The 22,311-nt window shown below is 67.7% G+C and carries 21 protein-coding genes and 3 pseudogenes; 20 read left to right on the top strand and 4 right to left on the bottom strand.

The window, feature by feature from the left end; translation table 11 throughout:
• From LB310_RS13710 to LB310_RS13680, 7 genes and pseudogenes are all read left to right on the top strand, one after another.
• Positions 1-531 (top strand): annotated as a pseudogene (locus LB310_RS13710) (DNA primase); the annotation flags it as partial.
• A 127-nt stretch (positions 532-658) separates the two neighbouring features.
• Entirely contained in the window at positions 659-1,084 is a 426-nt protein-coding gene (locus LB310_RS13705; protein WP_087189649.1) for an NfeD family protein, read from the top strand.
• Complete coding sequence (locus tag LB310_RS13700) at positions 1,084-2,022, top strand: SPFH domain-containing protein (RefSeq protein WP_087189650.1); 939 nt, start codon at positions 1,084-1,086, stop codon at positions 2,020-2,022. The genes LB310_RS13705 and LB310_RS13700 overlap by 1 nt, the downstream gene beginning before the upstream one ends.
• 165 nt (positions 2,023-2,187) lie before the next feature.
• Positions 2,188-2,733, top strand: a complete 546-nt coding sequence (gene def, locus LB310_RS13695; protein WP_087189651.1) for a peptide deformylase — start codon at positions 2,188-2,190, stop codon at positions 2,731-2,733.
• A 2-nt stretch (positions 2,734-2,735) separates the two neighbouring features.
• Positions 2,736-3,692 carry a methionyl-tRNA formyltransferase gene (gene fmt / locus LB310_RS13690; RefSeq protein WP_096226643.1) on the top strand — a complete coding sequence of 319 codons (957 nt, stop codon included), beginning with the start codon at positions 2,736-2,738 and terminating at the stop codon, positions 3,690-3,692.
• Positions 3,685-5,064 (top strand): transcription antitermination factor NusB, encoded by a 1,380-nt coding sequence (locus LB310_RS13685; RefSeq protein WP_301155231.1) that lies wholly within the window; start codon positions 3,685-3,687, stop codon positions 5,062-5,064. The genes fmt and LB310_RS13685 overlap by 8 nt, the downstream gene beginning before the upstream one ends.
• Before the next feature lie 79 nt (positions 5,065-5,143).
• Positions 5,144-6,667, top strand: coding sequence for a GntR family transcriptional regulator (locus LB310_RS13680; protein ID WP_301155230.1), 1,524 nt, complete (start codon positions 5,144-5,146; stop codon positions 6,665-6,667).
• A gap of 47 nt (positions 6,668-6,714) precedes the next feature.
• On the opposite strand, the pseudogene LB310_RS13675 reads toward LB310_RS13680, so the two are convergent.
• Positions 6,715-7,512: pseudogene (locus LB310_RS13675) on the bottom strand (EAL domain-containing protein); the annotation flags it as partial.
• 288 nt (positions 7,513-7,800) lie between these two features.
• Between LB310_RS13675 and LB310_RS13670 the strand changes: the two are divergent.
• The 12 genes and pseudogenes from LB310_RS13670 to LB310_RS13615 all read left to right on the top strand — a co-directional run.
• On the top strand, positions 7,801-8,385 hold the full coding sequence (locus tag LB310_RS13670) for a helix-turn-helix domain-containing protein (protein ID WP_301155229.1): 585 nt from the start codon (positions 7,801-7,803) through the stop codon (positions 8,383-8,385).
• A 134-nt stretch (positions 8,386-8,519) separates the two neighbouring features.
• The gene (locus tag LB310_RS13665; protein ID WP_301155228.1) at positions 8,520-10,301 is read left to right on the top strand and encodes an AMP-binding protein; all 1,782 of its coding nucleotides are present in this window, start codon (positions 8,520-8,522) and stop codon (positions 10,299-10,301) included.
• The gene (locus LB310_RS13660; RefSeq protein ID WP_301155227.1) at positions 10,298-11,023 is read left to right on the top strand and encodes a ParA family protein; all 726 of its coding nucleotides are present in this window, start codon (positions 10,298-10,300) and stop codon (positions 11,021-11,023) included. The genes LB310_RS13665 and LB310_RS13660 overlap by 4 nt, the downstream gene beginning before the upstream one ends.
• Positions 11,024-11,090: 67 nt before the next feature.
• Complete coding sequence (locus LB310_RS13655) at positions 11,091-11,297, top strand: 4Fe-4S binding protein (protein WP_087189659.1); 207 nt, start codon at positions 11,091-11,093, stop codon at positions 11,295-11,297.
• A 7-nt stretch (positions 11,298-11,304) separates the two neighbouring features.
• Positions 11,305-12,378: a 3-methyl-2-oxobutanoate dehydrogenase subunit VorB gene (locus tag LB310_RS13650; RefSeq protein ID WP_301155226.1), complete on the top strand. Its 1,074-nt coding sequence runs from the start codon at positions 11,305-11,307 to the stop codon at positions 12,376-12,378.
• Positions 12,379-12,381: 3 nt separating this feature from the next.
• Positions 12,382-13,230, top strand: a complete 849-nt coding sequence (locus LB310_RS13645; RefSeq protein ID WP_301155225.1) for a thiamine pyrophosphate-dependent enzyme — start codon at positions 12,382-12,384, stop codon at positions 13,228-13,230.
• A complete protein-coding gene (locus LB310_RS13640) occupies positions 13,227-13,763 on the top strand; it encodes a 2-oxoacid:acceptor oxidoreductase family protein (RefSeq protein ID WP_301155224.1) in 537 nt (178 codons plus the stop codon). Before LB310_RS13645 ends, LB310_RS13640 begins: the two co-directional genes overlap by 4 nt.
• Before the next feature lie 9 nt (positions 13,764-13,772).
• The gene (locus tag LB310_RS13635) at positions 13,773-14,324 is read left to right on the top strand and encodes a helix-turn-helix domain-containing protein (RefSeq protein ID WP_087189663.1); all 552 of its coding nucleotides are present in this window, start codon (positions 13,773-13,775) and stop codon (positions 14,322-14,324) included.
• Positions 14,325-14,556: 232 nt separating this feature from the next.
• Complete coding sequence (locus LB310_RS13630; RefSeq protein WP_301155223.1) at positions 14,557-16,230, top strand: AMP-binding protein; 1,674 nt, start codon at positions 14,557-14,559, stop codon at positions 16,228-16,230.
• A 37-nt stretch (positions 16,231-16,267) separates the two neighbouring features.
• The gene (locus LB310_RS13625; protein ID WP_301155222.1) at positions 16,268-17,119 is read left to right on the top strand and encodes an aminoglycoside 6-adenylyltransferase; all 852 of its coding nucleotides are present in this window, start codon (positions 16,268-16,270) and stop codon (positions 17,117-17,119) included.
• Positions 17,120-17,322: 203 nt separating this feature from the next.
• Positions 17,323-18,264, top strand: coding sequence for a HipA domain-containing protein (locus LB310_RS13620; protein ID WP_301155221.1), 942 nt, complete (start codon positions 17,323-17,325; stop codon positions 18,262-18,264).
• A gap of 108 nt (positions 18,265-18,372) precedes the next feature.
• Positions 18,373-18,678: pseudogene (locus LB310_RS13615) on the top strand (peptide chain release factor-like protein); the annotation flags it as partial.
• Positions 18,679-18,687: 9 nt separating this feature from the next.
• Here the strand turns inward: LB310_RS13615 and LB310_RS13610 are convergent.
• Positions 18,688-19,929, bottom strand: a complete 1,242-nt coding sequence (locus LB310_RS13610; RefSeq protein ID WP_301155219.1) for an MFS transporter — start codon at positions 19,927-19,929, stop codon at positions 18,688-18,690.
• Positions 19,930-20,018: 89 nt separating this feature from the next.
• On the opposite strand from LB310_RS13610, the gene LB310_RS13605 reads away from it, so the two are divergent.
• Positions 20,019-20,945: a LysR family transcriptional regulator gene (locus tag LB310_RS13605; RefSeq protein ID WP_301155218.1), complete on the top strand. Its 927-nt coding sequence runs from the start codon at positions 20,019-20,021 to the stop codon at positions 20,943-20,945.
• A 140-nt stretch (positions 20,946-21,085) separates the two neighbouring features.
• On the opposite strand, the gene LB310_RS13600 is transcribed toward LB310_RS13605, so the two are convergent.
• A complete protein-coding gene (locus LB310_RS13600) occupies positions 21,086-21,475 on the bottom strand; it encodes a MerR family transcriptional regulator (protein ID WP_278806547.1) in 390 nt (129 codons plus the stop codon).
• Positions 21,476-21,571: 96 nt separating this feature from the next.
• The gene (locus tag LB310_RS13595; RefSeq protein WP_278806545.1) at positions 21,572-22,174 is read right to left on the bottom strand and encodes a flavodoxin family protein; all 603 of its coding nucleotides are present in this window, start codon (positions 22,172-22,174) and stop codon (positions 21,572-21,574) included.
• Positions 22,175-22,311: the final 137 nt, after the last annotated feature.

Genomic DNA, 22,311 nt, shown 5'->3' with positions numbered 1-22,311 from the left:
GGGCGCCTTCCCGCGGCGGATCCGGGAGCCGCGCCGGCCACGGGCGGGGGCGCGCCGCGCCGCGCGGGGCTGTCCCAGCCCGAGGCGAACCGGCGCCGCTTCGAACGCGAGTTCCTTAGCCTTGCGGCGCAGCACCCCGAGCTCGCCCTGGCACATGCCGACGCGCTCGCCAGCACGCAGTGGCACGAGCCGGTGCACGCCACGCTCGCGCAGAGCATGCTGGCCACGCTGGCCGAGGACCCCGCCGCGCCCGCGGCGCGCGTCATCGGCGACGCCGCCCGCGTGCTGCCGCAGGCGTCGGGCATCCTCACGTCCGGCTCCATGGCCGGCGCGACCGAGCCGGAGCCGCTCGCACGCTTCCTGGCGGAGGAGCTGGCCATCGGCGACGCCGAGGACGCCGTGGCCGCCCTGCGCGCCCAGCTGTCCGACCCGTCCTCCCTGCCCGCCGACGAGTACGAGATGCTGTTCCAGACCGTGACCGCCATGCAGAAGGACCTGACCCGCCGCCGCCTCGCGCACAAGGCCGTGTAGCACGAGGAGGGCACGTCCAAGGCCGGCTGATGCGAGGTTCGCCCGCTCGCGCTCTCTTCATTCCGCCTGGCGCCACCTCGGCGGCACGGACGACATGGTATACTCGAGCAAAGAGAAAGGAGTCGCCATGAGTCCCTTCGTCTGGCTGGGCGTCGCCGCCGTCATGGGCGTCGTCGAGATCGTCTCGCTCAGCCTCATCACCATGTGGTTCGTCGTGGGCGCGCTCGTCGCGTTCGCCGCGAGCCTGCTCGGCGCCGACCTCGTCGTGCAGCTGGTCGTGTTCCTCGTCGTCTCCGTGGCCTGCCTCGTGGGCCTGCGCCCCGTGTTCGTGAAGTACCGCGACCGCGGCAAGCAGGAGGAGCCCACCCATGTCGGCCAGACGGCCGTCGTGGTGGAGGATGTCGACAACGACGGCATGACCGGCCGCGTGGAGACGGACAACCGCATGACCTGGGCCGCGCGCTCCGCGGACGGCCTCCCCATCCCCGCGGGCGAGGTCGTGCGCATCGTGGGCCAGGAAAGCGTCAAGCTCATCGTCGAAAGGAAACGCTGATGTTCCCCTTGAACCCCCTCACCATCGCCATCGTCGTGGTCGTCGTGCTCGTGGTGCTGTTCTCCGTCACGTGCATCAAGATCGTGCCGCAGGCGCAGGCCGCCATCGTGGAGCGCCTGGGCTCGTACCTCACCACCTGGAACAACGGCCTGCATGTGAAGATCCCCTTCATCGACCGCGTGCGCGCGGGCATCACGCTCAAAGAGCAGGTGGCCGACTTCCCGCCCCAGCCCGTCATCACGAAGGACAACGTGACCATGTCCATCGACTCGGTGGTGTTCTTCAAGATCATGGACCCGAAGCTCTACGCCTACGGCGTGGAGAACCCGCTCGTGGCCATCGAGAACCTGGCCGCCACCACGCTCCGCAACATCATCGGCGACTTGGAGCTGGACACCACGCTCGTGTCGCGCGACACCATCAACGCCAAGATGCGCTCCATCCTGGACGAGGCCACCGACGCGTGGGGCATCAAGGTGAACCGCGTGGAGGTGAAGAACATCACGCCGCCGGCCGCCATCCAGCAGGCCATGGAGAAGCAGATGAAGGCCGAGCGCGAGAAGCGCGAGGCCATACTCTTGGCCGAGGGCGAGAAGCAGTCCGCCATCACCGTGGCCGAGGGCAACAAGCAGGCGCAGATCCTGGCCGCCGAGGCCGAGAAGCAGGCCGTGATCCTGGCCGCCGAGGCCGAGCGCGAGAAGCAGATACGCGAGGCCGAGGGCGAGGCCGCCGCCATCCTGAACGTGCAGCAGGCCACCGCCGACGGCATCCGCATGGTGCGCGAGGCCGGCGCCGACAACGCCGTGCTCACCCTGCAGGCCTTCGAGGCCCTGAAGACCGTCGCCGACGGCCAGGCCACGAAGATCATCATTCCCTCCGACATCCAGGGCGTGGCCGGCCTCGCCGCCAGCCTGAAGGAGATCGTGGTGGACAAGTAGGGGTCGCTTGCTTTCTTCCCCTTCTCACCTTGGGTTTTGTGGATGTTTCCCGCATGCTACTGGACAAGGGGCAGCCGAAACCGCACAATGTCCCCATAAGGAGCTTTTCCGCGTCCCGGCCTGCGCCGGGACGCGTGCGATAAGGAACGAGAGGGACGTGTCTTCGTGATAACCATCGTGCAATCACCGAACCCGTTGCTGAACACGGTCTGCGAGCCGTGCGATTTGGGCGACAAGGGCCTGCGCAAGCTGGCCAAGCAGATGGCCAAGGCCATGTACAAGAACGACGGCTGCGGCCTGGCCGCGCCGCAGCTGGGCGTGACGAAGCGCCTCGTGGTGGTGGACTGCGACCAGGCCGAGTCCGGCGAGCAGGACCCCATCGTGCTGGTGAACCCCGTGCTCGTGGACACCCAGGGCGACCCGGTGGTGGAGGGCGAGGGCTGCCTGTCATGCCCCGGCATCTCCGTGCCCATCGCGCGGCCGCCATGGGCGCGCGTGCGCTACTTCGACCTGGACGGCGAGGAGTGGGAGATCGAGGGCGACGGGCTTTTGGGCCGCTGCCTGCAGCACGAGCTGGACCACCTGGACGGCGTCACCATGTTCGAGCGCTGCGATCCCATCGCGCGCATCCAGGCGCTGCGCGACTACGAGCTGGCGCGCGCCGCGGGCGCGAAGCCGGGCGAGACGTCGCTCGATACGCGGGTGCGCTGACCATGCGCGTCGTGTTCATGGGCACGCCGGAGTTCGCGGCCACCATACTGGAGGACCTGTCCCAGCAGCACGAGGTGGCGGCCGTGTACACCCGCCCCGACGCCGTGCGCGGGCGCGGCAGGAAGCTGGAACCGTCGCCGGTGAAGCGCACCGCCGAGCGCCTGGGGCTGCCCGTGCTCGAACCGCGCACGCTGCGCGACGAGGCCGTGCAGGCCGAGCTGGCCTCGTTCGAGCCCGACGTCATCTGCGTGGCCGCCTACGGCGCCATCCTGCCGAAGGCGGTGCTGGACCTGCCGCCCTTCGGCTGCCTGAACGTGCATGCGTCCCTCCTTCCTCGTTGGCGCGGCGCGGCGCCGGTGGAGCGCGCGATACTCGCGGGCGATGCCGTGGCGGGCGTGTGCATCATGCGCATGGAGGAGGGCCTGGACACGGGCGCCTACTGCGTGTGCCGCACGGCGCGCATCGACGGCAAGACGGCCCCCGAGCTCACCGACGAGCTGGCGAACTTGGGCTCGCACGCCCTGCTCACGGCCCTCGTCCACGTGCAGAGCGGCGCGGCCGAGTGGACCGAGCAGGACGAGTCGCAGGTCACCTACGCCTCGAAGGTGGGGAAGCGCGAGCTGGACCTGGACCCTCGGGATACGGCCGAGGCGGCCGTCCGCAAGGTGCGCGCCTCGAGCGGCGCCCACCCCGCGCGCGCCGTCGTAGCCGCCCGCCCGGTGACGGTGCTCGCGCTGCGTTCCGTGGAAGACGCCCGGGGGTGCGAGCTGGCAGGGGGGCTGGCGGCGGGGGAGGTGCGCTTCGCCGGAAAGCGGCTGTTCCTGGGCTTCGCCGACGGTGCGGCCGAGGTGGCTTCCGTCAAGCCCGACGGCCGCCAGGCCATGGACGCCAAGGCGTTCGCCGCCGGCGTGCAGGGCATCAAGCAGGAGACGCTTTCATGGGAGGCTGCGCATGAGTGACGAAAAGACCGCGGGCCGTCCGTCGAAGGCGAGCCCGGCGCGCCTCGCGGCCCTCGCCGTCGGCGGCGACGTGCGCCGCCGCGACGCTTACGCGCAGGACGTCATCGCCCGGCGCATCGACGGCTCGCGTATGAGCCCGGAGGACCGCGCCTTCGCCACGCGCCTCGCGCTGGGGGTGACGAGCAGCTGGGGCACGCTCGACGAGGTGCTGGACCGCGCGCTCGACAAGCCCGGCGACGTGCAGGACGACGTGCGCGACGCGCTGCGCATCGCCGCCTACGAGATACTGTTCCTGGACAAGACGCCGCATGCGGCCGTCGACCAGGGCGTGGAGCTCGTGCGCTCCGTGCAGCCCCGCGCCGCCGGCCTTGCCAACGCCGTGCTGCGCCGCGTGGTTGCCTTGAAACGCGACTTCCCTTTCGGCGACCCCTCCCGCGACGTGGCGGCGCTCGCGCGCCTGCATGCGTTCCCCCTATGGCTGGCCAAGCGCCTCATAGCCGACTTGGGCCCCCAGGCAGCCGTGGACCTCATGCGCGCCTCGAACGAGCCCGCGCCGCTGTTCGTGGCCGTGAACGAGGCGAAGGCGACGGCGGAGGAGGTGCGCGCGGCCCTGGGCGAGGCGGGCGCGGACGTGCGCCCGGTGTCCATCGACGGCGTGGAGGTGCCGGGCTGCCTGCAGGTTGCCGAGCCGCGCGCGCTGCAGGACGGGCGCGTGCGCCGGCTGTTCTCGCAGGGCAAGCTGCTCGTTTCGGACGCGGCCTCGCAGCTCGTGGCCGCGAGCGTGCTGCCCGCGCACATGCCCGCGTCGTTTCTGGAGATAGGGTCCGGGCGCGGCACGAAGACCATCCTTCTGCAGAGCGGCGCCCTGCGCGCCTACGGCAGCCAGATGGAGCTCGTGGCCCTGGACAACCACGCGTTCAAGACCGACCTCTTGCGCGAGCGGGCCGAGGAGTACGGCGTGCACGTGGCCGACGCGGTCACGGGCGACGCCACCATGCTCGGCGCCGTGCTGGGCCGCCGCCGCTTCGACGCCGTGTTCATCGACGCCCCCTGCTCGGGCCTGGGCACGCTGCGGCGGCATCCCGAGATACGCTGGCGCCTGACCGAGGAGCATCTGGGCGAGCTGGCCGCGCTCGGCCTGTCGCTCCTGCGTTCGGCGGCCGGCCAGGTGGCGCGCGGCGGCCAGTTGGCCTACGCCACCTGTACCGTGACCCATACGGAGAACAACGTCGTGGTGAAGCGCTTCCTGGAGAGCCCCGAGGGTGCCGATTTCGAGCTGGCTCCCATCGCAGGCAAGGCGTGCGTGGCCACGCGCCTCGCACCCGGCACCCCCGACGCGCACTTCGCCGTGCGCTTCGCGCGCAATCGATAGGGCGCGGCCGATGCCTGACCGAAGGGCTCCTCGGTCAGGCAGAGGGCCCCTTCTTTCATCGACGTTCGAAAGAGGTTCCATGGAGCGGAAGACGCTGTTCGAGTACATGTACGGCGATCTCGTGCGCGAGATAACCGGCGGCGCCCTGCGGCCCGGCGACACGCTGCCTTCCATGAGCGAGCTCGGCAAGCGCTACCGCGTGGGTGCGCGGACGGTGCGCGACGTGCTCAGGGCGCTTAGGAGCGACGGCTACATAGCCACCGAGGAGCGCCGCCGCGCCACCGTCGCGTTCCGCGCGTCGGACGACGAGGTTGAGCGCGCCGCACGCTCGCTGCTGGCGCGTCGGGACGAGCTCCTGGCGTGCTATCGCACGCTCGAGCTGGTCATGCCTCCGCTGTATGAGTTCGCCGCCCGGCGCTGCTGTGAGGAAGAGCTCGCAGCCCTCGGCCGAGCCCTCGAGCGCGCCCACGTGGAGAGCCGGTCGGGAGACTGGCGCCTGTCGCGTTCGTCGCTCGTGCTGCACGAGCTGCTGGACAAGGCGGGCAACCCCCTGTTCTCGGAATGCTATGCAAGCTTGGAGCGCGCGAGCACCGCGCCGGCTCTGCCCGGCTTCGCCAATCCCTACGCTCGGGCGACCGAGGAGTCGGACAACATGCTCGGCTGGATGTTCGCATCGCTTTCAGAAGACGACCCGGCCGAGGTTCAACGGCGTTTCGGCTTGCTGTACCGCGGCACGGCCGAATATGTCGAACGCTACCTCGACGAGCTGGAAGCGGCGTACCCCGGCACGGAGGTGGGAGGACGCGGGTTCTCATGGAATGCGCGGACTGGTCGTTCCTACGTGCATGCGCAGGTGGCGCGCGACCTGGTGGAGCGAATAGCAGCGGGGGAGTTCGCCGACGGTTCGTATTTGCCCTCCATTGCGAGTCTTGCACAGTCCTATGGCGCCTCGGTTTCCACCATTCAGAAGGCGCTCGGCATACTGAACGCCATGGGCGTGGCCTCCACTTCGAACGGTCGCGGCACGAAGGTGTGCACGTCGGACGTGTGCTTCGACCCTCGTGCGCTCGCCAACAGCTCGCTCCGACGCGACTTGCAGATGTTCGCGGACGCACTGCAGATGCTCTGCATCCTGCTGCCGGCCGCGCTGGGCACCGTGGCAGGCAGCATCGACGACGTGGCCGACGATGCCGAGCGCGAGCTCGGACGGGCGGCAGGCCCGTGGTCCGTACCCAAAGCGCTCATGGAGGGCTTCCTGGACAACGTGCCGCTCGACCCGCTGCGCGACGTGTTGCGAGAGCTGAACAACCTGTTGCTGTGGGGTTACTTCCTCGTTTTCTTCGGCCCTTCGGGAGCGAGCGCTCCGGCGCTTGAGACATTGGGGGAACGCGGGTTCGAGGCGCTGCGCGCGCGTGACGCCGTCGGCTTCGCACAGGCCATGGACGACTACTACCGGTGCATGCTGGCTGCCGTGTGCACGTTTCTGGAAGCTGCCGGCATGCCGGGCACCGAGCGGTTGGCCGCGCCCGCTCCCGATGCTCCCGCCCTGGCGCGCGCATCCGTCCAGCGCTCGAACTCGTCGAACGGCAGCGGCTCCGCATAGACGTAGCCCTGCACGAGGTCGCAGCCCACATACCGAAGGAAAGCCAGCTGGTGCTCGCTCTCGATGCCCTCGGCCACGGTGGTCAGGCCCAGTTTGGCGGCCAAGCGCACGATGGCCTCCACCACGTCGCGTGCGCGCGGGGTGTCGTTGCGAAAGAAACGGCGGTCGAGCTTGAGGGTGCTCACATCGAACTCTTTCAACAATCCGAGGGAAGAGTAGCCCGAGCCGAAGTCGTCGAGCGAGCAGGAGAACCCTGCCGCACGTATGTCGCGTACGGCACGCTTCACGTTTTCGATGGCCTCGTCATCGAGGAAGATCGACTCGGTCACCTCCATCTCGAGCAAGCGGTGGGGTACGCCGAGGCGATCGGCTGCAGCAACGAAGCTTGCAAGGAAGCAGGGGTCCTCGAAATGCCTGCGTGATAGGTTGACGGATACGGGCACGGGCGCCCGGCCCTCGCGAAGCCAGCGTGCCAGGCGTTCGCACACGCGCTCGAACACGTACCGGTCAAGCTCGCGCACGCCTCCGATGCGCTCGAGTGCCGGCACGAATTCAGATGGGTGAATGGTGCCTTCGTGCGGATGGAGCCACCTGACCAGCGCTTCGGCGCCGGCCACGGTGCCGTCCGCGAGGCGCACTTTGGGCTGGAGCAGCACGATGAAGTCGCCGCTGGCCAGCGACCCGTCCAGCAGGTTCGCCAGCTTCTTCTCGCGCCGAAGCTCGTCGAGCGCATCGGCGTTGTAAAGCCTGCGGTGCGCTTGGCGGCTGCGAGCACGTAGCAGCGCGCGCCTCGCCCAGCGCCTTTTCCAGGGGACGAGGCGGCCTTCCTCGTGCTCGCATGCCATTGCCGGTCTCCTTCTATCATCTTGCTTACTGATAACGTACACAAAAAGGTATAGGAGAAAGGTACCAAAGAAGCGAGCGGGCTGCAAGCGCTGCCGCGACGTTTCCACCTTGCCTTCGGACTGGAGTAGGACGGCATGCGGTTTTGCGCGGCCGCCTGCGGAGATTTCGGCCTTCTGGGACCGAAGCCGACCGATTTGCTATACAATGGGAAAACTTTTTCCAGGAAAGGCAGGGCCGCCCTCATCCAGGCGACGCTGCCGCGACGTTGAGAAGGAGGTCAAGCGACTATGGAGCCGAATATCGAAGAGGTGGCAGGGCGCATTCAGGCGCTGCGCGAAGACCTCGACATCACCCAGCAGGAGATGGCCGACGCCACCGGCCGCACGCTCGCCGAGTACGCCGCCCAGGAATCGGGCGCGCAGGACCTGTCGTTCACGTTCCTCTACAAGTGCGCCGAGCGCCTGGGCGTGGACGTCATCGAGCTCCTCACCGGCGAGAACCCTCATCTGTCGGGCTACTCGCTCACACGGGCGGCGGACGGGCTGTCCATCAGGCGCCGTGCGGGCTTCGAGTACCTGCACAAGGCTCCCCACTTCAAGAACAAGCTGGCCGAGCCGTTCCTGGTCACCGCGCCCTATCTCGAGGAGGAGCAGGATGCTCCCATCCACCTGTCCTACCACGTGGGCCAGGAGCTCGACTTCATCCTGTCGGGCAAGATGCGCTTCGCCTACGAGGACCATATCGAGGAGCTGGGGGCGGGCGATCTGCTCATGTACGATTCGGGCCGTGGCCATGGCATGATCGCCACCGGCGGCGAGCCGTGCACGTTCCTTGCCATCGTCATGAAGCCCCACGGGAACGCGATTATCTAGGCGCCGCCACCTCTCCTCGGCTCGTCGTGCCCGATGGGCCGAGGCGAACGTCAGGTCAGGCGCCAACGCATTGATGATCGTATCCGTCTCGCGGCGGGCTGCCCGCCGCATTGCCTCCAAGGAAGAGAAAACCCATGAGAAACATCAACCTCCGCTTCGTCGAAGAGACCTACGACGAGGAAGGCCTGCTGACCGATTTCGCCGTCAAATGCCCCGAGGGCTTCAACTTCGGCTACGACGTGGTCGATGACATCGCGCTTGCCGACCCCGACCGTCGCGCCATGGTGTGGTGCAACCCCGAGGGCGAAGAGCACGCGTTCACGTTCGCTGACATGAAGAAGTGGTCGGACAAGACCGCGAACTACCTGGCCCGTGCGGGCATCGGGCGCGGCGACTACGTCATGGTCATCCTGCGTCGCCACTACCAGTTCTGGTTCGTGGCCACGGCGCTCGCGAAGCTCGGCGCCGTGATGGTGCCGGCCACGTTCATGCTCAAGGAGCACGACTTGGAGTACCGCCTGAACGGCGCGTCCATCAAGGCGATCATCGCCACGTCGCTCGGCGACATCGCGAACGTGGTGGACAACGTGGCCGACGCGTGCCCCACGCTCCAGGTGAGGATGCTCGTGAACGGCGCGGGCGGCGGGCTCACGCCCGAGGACGCGGATGGCAACCTCGTGTTCCCCGACGACGGGCTGCCGCTCGGGCCCGCGCTCTCCGGCCCCGACGGCGTCTGCGCGGCCCCGGCCGAGCGCGCGGGCTGGCTCGACTTCAACACGGGCGTGCGCGCGGCCTCGGCCGACTTCGCGCGCGTGGAGACGAAGGCAGCCGATCCCATGCTCATGTACTTCTCGAGCGGCACGTCGGGCAACCCGAAGATGGTGCTGCACGATTCCGAGTACGCCATCGCGCACCTGGTCACGGCCAAGCATTGGCACAACGTGCAGCCCGACGGCCTGCACTTCACCATCGCCGACACCGGCTGGGGCAAGGCCGTGTGGGGCAAGTACTACGGCCAGTGGCTCATGGAGGCGTGCGTGTTCACGTACGACTTCGACCGCTTCCATCCCTCCGAGATCCTGTCGCTCATCGGAAAGTACGGCATCACGACGCTGTGCTGCCCGCCCACGATGTACCGCATGATGATGGCCGAGGACGTGGACGCCTACGACCTGTCCACGCTCGCGTACTCCACGACCGCCGGCGAGGCGCTCAACCCCGACCTGTTCGACTTCTGGAAGGAGCACACGGGCCTCACCATCTACGAGGGCTTCGGCCAGACCGAGACGCCGCTCACCATCGCGAACCTCACGGGATCCACCCCGCGCCCGGGCTCCATGGGCAAGCCGGTGCCGCTGTACAACGTGGAGATCCAGCGCGAGGACGGCAGCCGCTGCGACACGGGCGAGACGGGCGAGGTGTGCATCGACGTGCGCGAGAAGGCCGCCGGCATCATGCTGGAGTACTACCGCGACCCGGAGAAGACGGCCGCGGCCGTGCACGACGGCTGGTACCACACCGGCGACACCGCCTGGTGCGACGAGGACGGCTACTTCTGGTACGTCGGCCGCAACGACGACGTGATCAAGTCGAGCGGCTACCGCATCGGGCCCTTCGAGATCGAGAGCGTGCTGCTCGAGCACGAGGCCGTGCGCGAGTGCGCGGTCACCGGCGTGCCCGACCCGGTGCGCGGCAAGGCCGTGAAGGCCACCGTGGTGCTGGCCGAGGGCTTCGCCGGCACGAGCGAGCTCACGAAGGAGCTCCAGACCTGGGTGAAGAAGCGCACCGCGCCCTACAAGTACCCCCGCATCGTGGAGTACGTGGACGCGCTGCCCAAGACCGTGAACGGCAAGATCCGCCGCGCCGCCATCCGCCAGGAGGACGAGAAGCCCAAGACCCCCGAGGGACTGGTGTGACGTCCCCGGCTTGGGTGCCTGCCGCGCCCGTCCTGGTGGTGACCGGCCACTACGGGGTGGGCAAGACCAACCTCTCGCTCAACCTGGCGCTCGACGCTGCGGCGCGCGGGTTGGAGGTCACGGTGGTGGACCTGGACGTGGTGAACCCGTTCTTCCGCTCGAGCGACTACCGCGGCCTCTTGGACGAGGCGGGCGCGCGCGTGATAGCGCCGGTGTTCGCAGGCACGAACCTGGACGGGCCGAGCCTGTCGGGCACCATCCTGCCGGCCATCGAGCAGGCGCGCGCGGGGGAGGGGCGGCTGCTCATCGTGGACGCGGGCGGCGACGACGTGGGCGCCACGGCGCTCGGGCGCTTCGCCAAGACGGTGGCGGCCCGGCCCTACGAGATGCTCTACGTGGTGAACCGCAGCCGCAACCTCACGCAGGAGCCCGCCGAGGCGGTGGAGGTGCTGCGCGAGATCGAGGCGAAGTCGCACCTTGCCGCCACGGCCGTTGCCAACAACACGCACCTGCAGGAGGACACCGACGAGGCCGTGGTGGCCGCGGGCATCCCCTTCGCCCAGGAGGTCGCGCGCCTCGCGGGCCTGCCGCTGGCCTTCACCACGGTGCCAGCGGAGACGGTCGCGCAGGACGCTGACCGGCAATTTCCCCGCTTTGGGCGGGACGGAGGGGCGGGCGCACCCTATCCTGTGCGAGTATATGTGAGAACTCCCTGGCAATAAGACGAGAGAGCGGCGGCGCTTCGGCGGCGCCGAGCGTGCATGACTGACGAGACGAGGAAGGCGGATTATGGCGAGAATCAGCGTAGACGACTCCTTCTGCAAGGGGTGCGGCCTGTGCGTGGACGCATGCCCCGTGCATATCATCGAGCTTGACGACGACACGATCACGGCGAAGGGCTACCACCCGGCGCATTGCATCGACCTGGACGCGTGCACGGGCTGCGCATCGTGTGCGACGATGTGCCCGGACGTGGCCATCACGGTGGAAAGGTAGGCTGGGCATGGCAGAAAAAGTGCTCATGAAGGGTAACGAGGCGCTGGCCGAGGCGGCCATGCGCGCCGGCTGCCGCTTCTTCTTCGGGTATCCCATCACGCCGCAGACGGAGCTCGCGGCCTACATGTCCAAGCGCATGCCCAAGGTGGGCGGGACGTTTTTGCAGGCCGAGAGCGAGATCGCGGCCATCAACATGGTGTATGGCGCCGCGGCGGCCGGCGCGCGCGTCATGACGTCGTCCTCGTCGCCGGGCATCTCGCTCAAGGGCGAGGGCATCTCCTACATGGCCGGTGCGGACCTGCCGGGCGTCATCATCAACGTGCAGCGCGGCGGCCCGGGCCTCGGCGGCATCCAGCCCTCGCAGGCCGACTACTGGCAGGCCACGCGCGCGCTCGGCCACGGCGACTTCCGCGTGGTGGTGTATGCGCCCTCCACGGTGCAGGAGATGGCCGACTACGCGTTCACGGCCTTCGACGTGGCCGACAAGTACCGCACGCCCGTCATGATCCTCGCCGACGGCATGCTCGGCCAGATGATGGAGCCCGTGGTCATGCCCGAGCCGCGCGACGAGCAGGTGGAGAAGCCGTGGGCCACCACCGGCCACAAGCATGCGCGGCCGCACAACGTGGTGAACTCGCTCTACCTCACGGCCGACGAGCTGGAGCGCCTGAACATCGAGCGCTACGAGCGCTACGCCCAGATCGAGCGCGACGAGCAGCGCGCCGAGACGTTCCTCGTCGACGACGCCGACGTGGTGGTCGTAGCGTTCGGCGCGAGCGCCCGCGTGGCGCGCAGCGCCGTGGTCGAGGCGCGCGCGAAGGGCGTGAAGGCCGGCCTCGTCCGCCCCATCACGCTCTGGCCGTTCCCCGTGGACGCGCTCGAGGCAGCCGTGCCCACCGCCAAGGCCTTCCTCACCGTGGAGATGAACATGGGCCAGATGGTGGACGACGTGCGCCTCGCCGTGAACGGACGGCGCCCCGTGAAGTTCTTCGGCCGTACCGGCGGCGTCATCCCGACGCCCGTGGAGGTGCTGGCCCAGATCGAGGACCTGAACGATCGCATGATGAAGGGAGGGGAGTAACCCATGGCCGAGAAAGAGACCAAAGTGGTGTTCGAGCGCCCGCACGCGCTCCTTCCCGTGGTGACGAACTACTGCCCGGGCTGCACGCACGGCATCATCAACCGCCTCGTGGCGGAATGCCTCGACGAGCTGGACGTGGAGGGCGACGCCGTGGGCGTGGCCCCCGTGGGCTGCTCCGTCATGGCCTACGACTTCTTCGGTTGCGACATGATCGAGGCCGCGCACGGGCGTGCCCCCGCGGTGGCCACCGCGGTGAAGCGCGTGCACCCGAGCAACGTCGTGTTCGCCTACCAGGGCGACGGCGACCTGGCCTCCATCGGCATGGCCGAGACCATCCATGCGGCCACGCGCGGCGAGAACATCACCATCATCTTCATCAACAACGCCATCTACGGCATGACGGGAGGCCAGATGGCCCCCACGAGCCTGCCGCACCAGGTGACGCAGACGTCTCCCTACGGTCGTGATACCGACGCCGCTGGATTCCCCATCCGCGTGTGCGAGCTGTTGAGCTCGCTCGACGGCGTGGCGTATCTGGAGCGCGTGACGGCGGACAGCCCGAAGAACGTGCGCAAGGCGAAGAAGGCCATCAAGAAGGCGTTTCAGACCCAGATCGACGGCGCGGGCTACTCGCTCGTGGAAGTGGTGGCAACCTGCCCTACGAACTGGGGCATGACGCCGCAGGACTCGTTCGATTGGATGCGCGAGAACATGCTGCCGTACTACCCGCTGGGCGTGTACAAGGATGTGCGCGCCGAGGGCTTCTCGAACGCGGCCGAGGCTGCTGCGGCCCGTGCGGCGGACTGCCCGATCGCGAACCCCGCCCCGCAGGCGGAAGGAGGTGCGCGATGAGCCGCTCCCTGAACATCGTGCTCGCCGGCTTCGGCGGCCAAGGCGTGCTGTTCGCCGGCAAGCTGATCGCCTATGCCGGCCTGCTCGAGGACCGCGAGGTGTCGTGGCTTCCCTCCTACGGTCCCGAGATGCGCGGCGGCACCGCGAACTGCAGCGTGTGCCTGTCCGACGACCCCATCGGAAGCCCGCTCGTGCTCGCGCCGAACGCGCTCGTCGCCATGAACCAGCCCTCGCTCGACAAGTTCGAGCACAGCGTGACCGAGGGGGGTGTCGTGGTGGCAGACTCCACGCTCATCGCTGACATCCCGGACGTGCCGGGCGTGAACGTGTGCGCCATCCCCGCCACTGCCATGGCCGAGGAGGCCGGCTTCAAGAAGCTCGCCAACATCATCATGGCCGGCAAGCTGTTCGCTGAGACGCGGTTCTGCGCCGAGGACACGCTGTGGAAGGCCATGGAGAAGTGCGTGCCGGCCAGCAAGGCCGCCATGCTGGAGATGAACAAGAAGGCCCTACGCTTGGGCATGGAAGCATAGGGAGGCAGCATGGTAACCGAATTCGCCGAGATCGGCTTGCGCATCAAAGGTTTGCGCGAGGCGTGCGACGTCACGGTCGAGGACATGGCGGCCGAGTTGGAAGTGCCGGTGGAGACGTATGAGGAATGGGAGGCCACGGGCGCGGACGTGCCCATCTCGGCCATCTACCACATGGCGCACCACTTCGGCGTGGAGTTCACCGAGATCCTCACCGGCACGGCCGCCAAGCTGCAGACCTACCAGGTGGTGAAGAACGGCGAGGGGCGCGAGGTGGACCGCTACCCGGGCTACCACTTCGAGGACCTGGCCTGGCGCTACACCGGCAAGATCATGCAGCCGCTGCTGGTGGTGCTGGATCCCTCCGACGAGCCGGCCAAGCTCGTGACGCACACCGGCCAGGAGTTCAACCTGGTGCTGGAGGGCACCGTCGTGGTGACGTGGGAGGACAAGGAGTTCGAGCTGAACGCCGGCGACAGCATCTACTTCAACCCCGAGCACCCTCACGGCCAGCGCTGCGGTGGCGACGTGCCCGCCAAGTTCGTCACCATTATCGCGGAGTAGGTTAGACCTGCGAGTCGGGGCTGCCGTGCGGCGAGGGGCGTCGTGCTCAAACAGTCCTGGGCTCGCACGGAAGCCCCGCAGGGGCTTCCGGCTCGTGCGGGAACTGCGCGCGACGCCCCTCGCCGCACGGCAGCCCTTGTTGCCGGTCGGGGAACGACCAGAGGGGGGGGCGAACTTGTCGGCGACGTCTGGTGAGAAGTTCAACCTGCGTGATTGAGAGAAAGAAATACCCGTGAACCATATCCTGAAAAAGTATTGCCCCCGTATCGAGTTCGATTCCTACGAGGACTTCTTTGAGAACTTCCAGATCAACGTGCCCGAGGCGTTCAACTTCGGCTTCGACGTGGTGGACGAGTGGGCGCGCGTCGAGCCCGAAAAACGGGCGCTCGTGTGGTGTGACGACCATGACCATGAGCGCACGTTCACGTTCACCGACCTGTCGCGCCTGTCGAACCGGGCGGCCAACGCGTTTAGCAAGCTGGGCATCGGCAAGGGCGACGTGGTGATGATGATCCTGCGCCGCCGCTGGGAGTACTGGGTGTGCGCCGTGGCGCTGTGCAAGCTGGGGGCCACCATCATCCCCGCGTCGCTGCAGCTGACGAAGAAGGACATCGCGTACCGCGCCAACTCCGCGCAGGTGAAGATGATGGTGTGCGTGGACGACGACTACGTGTGCACGCAGACCGAGGAGGCGCTGCCCGATTCGCCGTCCATCGAGAACCGCATCATCGTGGCAGGCGAGCGCGCGGGCTGGACGCCGTTCGACGAGCTGATCGCCGGCGAGTCCGACGAGTTCGAGCGCCCGATGGGCGAGGCCGGCGTCACGAGCAAGGACACCATGCTCATCTACTTCACGTCCGGTACCACCGGCATGGCGAAGGCCGTGTGCCACAACTTCGCGCATCCGCTGGGCCACATCATCACGGCGAAGTACTGGCAGCAGGTGGAGGAGGACACGCTGCATATGAGCGTGACCGACAGCGGCTGGGCGAAGTTCGGCTGGGGCAAGATCTACGGCCAGTGGATCGCCGGCGCCACCATCTTCGCCTACGACATGGACAAGTTCGTGCCCACGAAGCTGCTGCAGAAGATCCAGGACTACCAGCTGACCACGTTCTGCGCGCCGCCGACGATGTACCGCTTCATGCTGCAGGAGGACGTGGCTTCTTTCGACCTGTCGAGCGTGCACAACTTCGCCACGGCGGGCGAGCCGCTCAACGCCGAGGTCACCATCGCGTGGAAGCGCTTGACCGGCAAGAACATCCGCGAGGGCTTCGGCCAGACCGAGGGACCGGTGCTCCTGGCCACGTTCCCGTGGATCGAGCCGCGCCCGGGATCGATGGGCAAGCCGTCGCCGCTGCTGAACATCAAGCTGCTCGACGAAGAGGGCATCGAGGTTCCCGACGGCGAGGAGGGCGCCATCTGCGTCACGGGCCTCAAGGAGGCGTACCCGCCGGGGCTGTTCACGGGCTACTACCGCGAGCCGGAGCGCACGCGCGAGGCCGTGGGCGGGGAGTACTACAACCTGCACGACATGGCGTGGCGCGACTCGGACGGCTACTGCTTCTTCGTGGGCCGCAACGACGACGTGATCAAGTGCTCGGGCTACCGCATCGGTCCCTTCGAGGTGGAGAGCGCACTCATCGAGCACCCCGCCGTGGTGGAGTGCGCCGTCACGGCCGCGCCCGACCCCATCCGCGGCAAGGTGGTGAAGGCCACCGTCGTGCTGGCGCGCGGCTACGAGCCCTCCGACGAGCTGGTCAAGGAGCTGCAAAACCACGTGAAGCACACGACCGCGCCGTACAAGTACCCGCGCATCGTGGAGTTCGTGGACGAGCTGCCGAAGACCATCGGCGGCAAGATCAAGCGCAAGCTCATCCGCAACAACGACGGCATCGAGGACTAGGGGTTCCGCCGCGCCCAGAGAACCGCAAGGAGCACGCATGAGATCGCCTGCCGAGATGTTCGCGCTGTTCGAGGAAATCGCCTGCGCGGACGAGCGCATCCGCGCCATGACGCTCGAAGGGAGCCGCGCCAACCCGAACGCTACCTCGGACGCTTGGCAGGACTACGATGTGACCTTCCTCGTCTCGGACGTGGAGAGCTTCACGTGCTCCGACGGGTGGCTCGGACGTTTCGGCGACATCGTGCTCATGCAGAAGCCGGAGGCGATGGAGCTGTTCCCGCCCGACTTCCCCGCAGGGTGGTTCTCGTACCTCATGCTGTTCTCGGACGGCGTGAAGATCGACCTCACCTTGGTCCCCCTCGAGGACGGGGAAGCGTACTTCGTGCAGGATCCGCTGATCTGCGTGCTGCTCGACAAGGACGGCCTCTGCCCCGACGCGCTGCGGCCGTCCGACGAGTGGTTCTGGGTGCAGCGGCCCCCGTCGGCGCATGTGAGGGACTGCGCGAACGAATTCTACCTCTCCTGCACGTACGTGGCGCGCGGGCTGCTGCGCGACGAGCTGTTGTGCGCGAACTGGACGTTCGAGCAGATCGTGCGCGTCGAGCTGCTCCGCATGCTCGGCTACGTCGCCGGCGTGCGCAACGGCTTCCCGCTGAACGCGGGCAAGCATGACAAGCTGCTGCCCCGCTTCTTGAAGCCGGGTGAGCGCGAAGCCCTGCTCGGCACGTACCGGCTCGATACCGTCGAGGCGGCGTGGAAGGCCCTGCGCGCCGCGATGGGCCTGTTCGAAGCGTCGATGGCCGAGGTCTGCGCGGCCCTCTCGTACGACTGCCCGAACGACCGTCCGAAAATCGACGCCTACCTGGAAACCCTCAAGGACCTGCGATAGGCCCTCATGTTCTTTGGTGCGACGGCGGCCGAGCGGGTCGTATCCGAAAAGGGCAGGCCTTTTCAGACGCTTTGCCTATCGGGCGTGGAAGGGCGAACCTGATCCGATTTCTTTCGACCGGGCGACGAAGACACGCCCGTCTGCTTCCTTCTGGTACAATCGAGCGCAACGCGGGCGGGGCAACGGAACGGGAGGTGCGAACCATGGTTGAAATCGTCGATCTGCGAGATTGCGGCAAAAGCGGCTTGTTCTACGGCGGGCGCGCCGGGCAGAAGGAGGGCATCCTCATCGACGGAGAGCCTTGGATCGCAAAGTACCCCCGTACCACACGCGATCTGGAAGGGAAACACCTGCCGCCCTACACCTCGAGCCCGGTTTCCGAGTACGTGGGCGCTCGTATCTACGCATCGCTGGGCATCCCCGTGCATGAGACGATGCTGGGTTATCGGGCGGGGAAGGTCGTGTGCGCCTGCAAAGACTTCACTTATCCCGACAAGCGCCTGTTCGAATTCCGGGAGATCAAGAACGCGCTTTCTGACGATGACGCGGGGTTCAACTCTGCGCCGTCCGATGGCGAGAGCGTGTACTTGGGTGACGTTCTGGCTACCATCGAGACGTCTGACCTGCTGCGCGCGGTGCCGGGCGTGCGAGAGCGCTTCTGGGATATGTTCGTGGTCGATGCCTTCATCAAGAACCCTGATCGCAACAACGGCAACTGGGGCTTGCTCATGGACGCCGGCCGCTCCTACGAGCTGGCGCCGGTATATGATCTGGGAAGCTCGTTGTTCAGCAAGAGGAGTCCCTCGCTCGCGGAGGGCCGTCTGACAGGCGATGAAAATATCGAGCAGGACGCCTTCGGCACGAACGTGTCCTGCTATCGGTTGCCGAGCGAGGATGGTCGAGGCAGGGCCATCCATCCGTTCGAGTACCTAGCCTCTACGCGCAATCCCGATTTGGACGCGGCGCTCGTTAGGTTCGTTGAGACGGTGGACATGGAGGCCGTCTGCGCCCTTATCGACAGCGTTCCGGCAGAGGCTTTCGGTCGGGTGCTTATGACAGAAGGCGTGCGGTCCTCGCATAAACTGCTGCTCCGCCGCCGATTGGAGGACGGCTTCCTGCCCGTCTATCGGCGGATTACCGGATAGGCTCTGCGTGCGGCCCGTTTGCGCTATCATGTCCGCATGGACTCCGAATCCCCGACATACCGCGACTTCGCACACTGGGCGCAGCTTCCGCTCGAGGACGTCGCGCGCGACTGCGACGTACAGGCGTTCCGCGCGAGCGGGCCGGGCGGGCAGTGCGTGAACACCACCGACTCTGCCGTGCGCATGACGCATCTGCCGAGCGGCATAGCGGTGACGTCCCGCGAGTCGCGCAGCCAGTTCCGCAACCGGCAGCTGTGCCTGCAGAAGCTGCGTCGCCTGTTCGAGGCCAAGGCGCGTCCGCCGAAGGTACGTCGCGCCACGAAGCCCTCGCGCCGCGCCAAGGAGGCGCGCCTCGCCGACAAGCGCCGCCGCGCGCAGGTGAAGGCGCAGCGGCGCCCCGTTGACGGGGAGTGAGGGCGTTGCTCAGGGGCGTTCCGCGGCTTCGCGGGCTCGTTCTTCGGCAACACCCCTGCGCTGTACCGTGCGGGCCAGTGCCAACGCCAACGCGGCGGCCGCGAGGGCGAACAGCGCTCCGACGGGGCCGGTGGCCAGCAGGCCTCCTGCGTTCACCACGAGGCCGCCCGCGAACGAGCCCAGCGCGATGCCGGCGTTGAACGCCATAGGGTGCAGCGAGGCGGAGAACGTGAGGGCGCTGGGGTAGTCGGCGCGGGCGACGTCCTGGAACAGCATCTGCACGGTGGAGTTCATCACGTACATGAGCAGGCCCGCCGCGAGGATGTTCGCGATGCCTACGGCCCCGGCGGGAAGGCTCGCGGCCAAAAGCGCCAGCAAGGCCGCGTGCACCGCGAAGACGACGGGCAGCGCGCGCAGCCCGAAGCGGCCGGCCACCCAGCCCGACAGCAGGTTCGAGCCCACGCATGCGGCGCCGAACAGCAGCAGCACGAGGCTCGCGCCCGCCGCGTCGAGGCCGACGACGTCGGCGAGGACGGGGGTGAGGTAGGTGTAGAACACGTAGGTGGACGCCGCGCCGGCGAGGATCATGGCGATGGCGCCCAGCACACGGGCATCGCCGAGCAGGCGCAGCTGCGTGCGCAAAGTGGGCGTCGCGCTCGCGGCACGCGCGGAGGAGCCGCGGGGGAGCGTCGGCAGCAGGGCGACGCTCACGGCCAGGCCGAGCGCGAACACGCAGGCGTAGGCGGCCTTCCAGCCGAACGGGCCGGCCAGCGCCGTGCCGATGGGCACGCCGATGACGCTCGACACCGAGAACCCGGCCAGCACGAGGCCCAGAACGGCGGCCACGCGCTCCTTCGCCACGATGTCGGGCACGTAGGTGAGCGCGAGGGCCAAAAGCGTGCCTGATGTGGCGGCGGGCAGCATGCGCGAGACGAGCAGCAGCGCGTAATCGCCGGCGAACAGGGTGAGCAGGTTGCCGGCGCTGAACACCGCCAGCAGCGCCGCCATCACCTTGAAGCGGTCGGCGCGCGCCGTGGCGAGCGCGACGACGGGCGTGGCGACGGCACAGGCGAGCGCGTAGTAACCCACGAGATCGCCGACGAGCGTGAGCGGCTCGCCCAGCCCCTCGGCCACGGCGGGCGTGATGCCGATCAGCACGAACTCGGCGAAGCCGAGCGCGAATGCGAGCGCGACCAGCAGCGCCGCCGCGAACGCGGCGCGCCGGGGGCTCGTGCGGTTTCCGGTGTTCATAGAGGCCTCCAACGAATGGTCCTTGTTTTCCTTATCCACCGTACCGCTCTCGTGGTAAAATAGCTAATGCTTATAATGAAAGCCTTTATATGCCTATTGGGTATACCGAAACGGAGGCCGTCGTGGAGCTTCGGACGCTCAGGTATTTCCTCGCTCTCGCGCAGGAGGGTACCGTCTCGAACGCGGCGAAGGCGCTGCATGTGACGCAGCCTACGCTGTCGCGCCAGCTGGCCGACTTGGAGAAGGGATTCGGCAAGCAGCTGTTCGAGCGCGGGGCCAAGCGCATCGTGCTCACCGATGAGGGAGTGCGCCTGCGCGAGTACGCCGAGGCCATCGTGGAGCTGGCCGACAAGGCCGAGGCCGAGCTGGCCCAGCCCGAACGCGCCGTGGCTGGCGATGTGTACGTCGGATGCGGCGAGTCGGACGCCATGCGCATCATCCTGCGCGCGGCGAAACGGGCGCGCGACGAGCACCCCGGCGTGCATTTCCATCTGTTCAGCGGCACGAGCGCCGATTTGATGGACCGCTTCAACGAGGGGCTGTTCGACTTCATGGTGGAATTCGAGGCCGTGAGCCGTCCCGACTGCCTGTCGTGCCCGCTGCCGACGCTCGACACCTGGGGCGTGCTCATGCGCGCGGATTCCCCCTTGGTGGATCTCCCCGCCGTGCGCGCCGACGACCTGGCCGCGCATCCCGTCATCTGCTCGCGCCAGGCGCTCAAGGCGGGCGTCATGCAGGCGTGGGCGGGCGAGGCATTCGATTCCTGGGACGTGGTGGCCACGTACAACCTCGTGTTTAACGGGGCGCTCATGGTGGAGGAGGGCCTCGGATCGGCCATCTGCTACGACGGGCTGGTGAAGGTGGAGGAGGGTGGCGCGCTCTGCTTCCGCCCGCTCGACCCGCCGCTCTCCTCGAACATCGACGTGGTTTGGAAGAAGCACCGCCGCCTCTCGAAGGCCGCTGAGGCGTTTCTAGGCTGCTTGCAGGTGGAATGCGGCGAACCGGAGATGCGGTAGGCGGAGCCCGCGCGGAGCCGGACTTCGCGACTGTCGGCGATGGGCGGTTCTGCCGGGGCGAGTCGCGATTGCGGTGGGCATCCGTTGCCCTCATCCTTCGGGAGCGCTCGACTGCGGCGTTCCCGAGCGTGCCGCGTGGGCTATTCCCTGCGCAGCCATTCGTCGCCGGTCTCGGAGCACTTCCCGCCGGCCCGGTAGCTGGCGATCTTGCCGTCGAGGCGCTGCACGGTGGCCCTCATCTCCTCGAGCTTCGCAGCCAGCTTCTCGCGCTGCTCGACGAGTATCTCGAGGCGCGCGGCGGCGGTGTGCTCGCCTTCCTGGAACAGCGCAACGTACTCGACGAGGGCTTCGATCTGCACGCCCGACTCGCGCATGCAGCGGATGAACTCCACCCAGCCGCAATCGTATTCGGCGAAGTCGCGGATGCCGTTCGGCAGACGCGTGACGTGGGGGATGAGCCCGATGCGCTCGTAGTAGCGGATGGTGTCGACCGAGACGTCGTAGCGTTTTGCGACTTCAGCGATCTGCATGGTGAGCCTCCTGTTTGTCGTGAGCGAGCCCGTTCGTCCTGACACCACGGTACACGGGCGGCGAGGAAAGGGCCAATGCTTATAGTGGAAGGTTCTTCATGCCCCGAAAGCATGACGAGTCGAGGAGGTGAAAGGGCGAGCGAGGGGCGCTGGCCCTTTCACGCCGCATCCCATGAGGCGGACGCGGTTGACGACGTGCAGTCGGCTCTCGACCGCGCCCGGCGCATCGATGCCTGCGGCGGTCACCACCCCCACGAGCCGCGCCTGCTCGAAGCAGTCGACCCAACCCTGCACGCCCTTGACCGCGCCGTCGAAGGCGTGCTCGTCCTCGTCGGCCGCCGTGGCCAGCAGGTACACGTCGCGAAACGCGGGACTGGCGGGATAGGCTGGGTTGCTGCGGTCGAGCAGGGTCTTCAGCTGGCCTGCCATCTCGAAGAAGTAGATGGGCGTGGCCAGCGCGATGGCGTCGGCCGCGACGATGCGCTCCACGATGGCCGGCGCGTCGTCGTCGAGCGGGCACGCCGCGCCCGCCTGGCAGGCGAGGCATCCGCGGCAGAAGCCGATGCGCTTGCCGCGCAGGCTCACCGTCTCCACGTCGTGGCCCGCCTCCCGCGCCCCTTCGGCGAAGGCGAGCGCGAGGATGTGCGAGTTGCTGGAGGGCCTCAAGCTGGACGATACGATCAAGACGTTCTTTCCCACGGTGCTTCCTCTCGTCATGTGCGGTCGTGCGTCGTGTCGCATCCTAGTGTGCCCCCTGGAGCGCGCTCCAAGTCAAATGGAGGTTTCGTGATGCGCGCCATCTCGATGCGCTTCCCAATGCATGCCTATCAAGCATA

This window comes from Gordonibacter sp. RACS_AR49 (assembly GCF_030418435.1).
Classification (GTDB): domain Bacteria; phylum Actinomycetota; class Coriobacteriia; order Coriobacteriales; family Eggerthellaceae; genus Gordonibacter; species Gordonibacter urolithinfaciens.
Note: the sequence above shows the minus strand (reverse complement) of the source record. Positions and strands in the feature narration are given on the sequence as shown.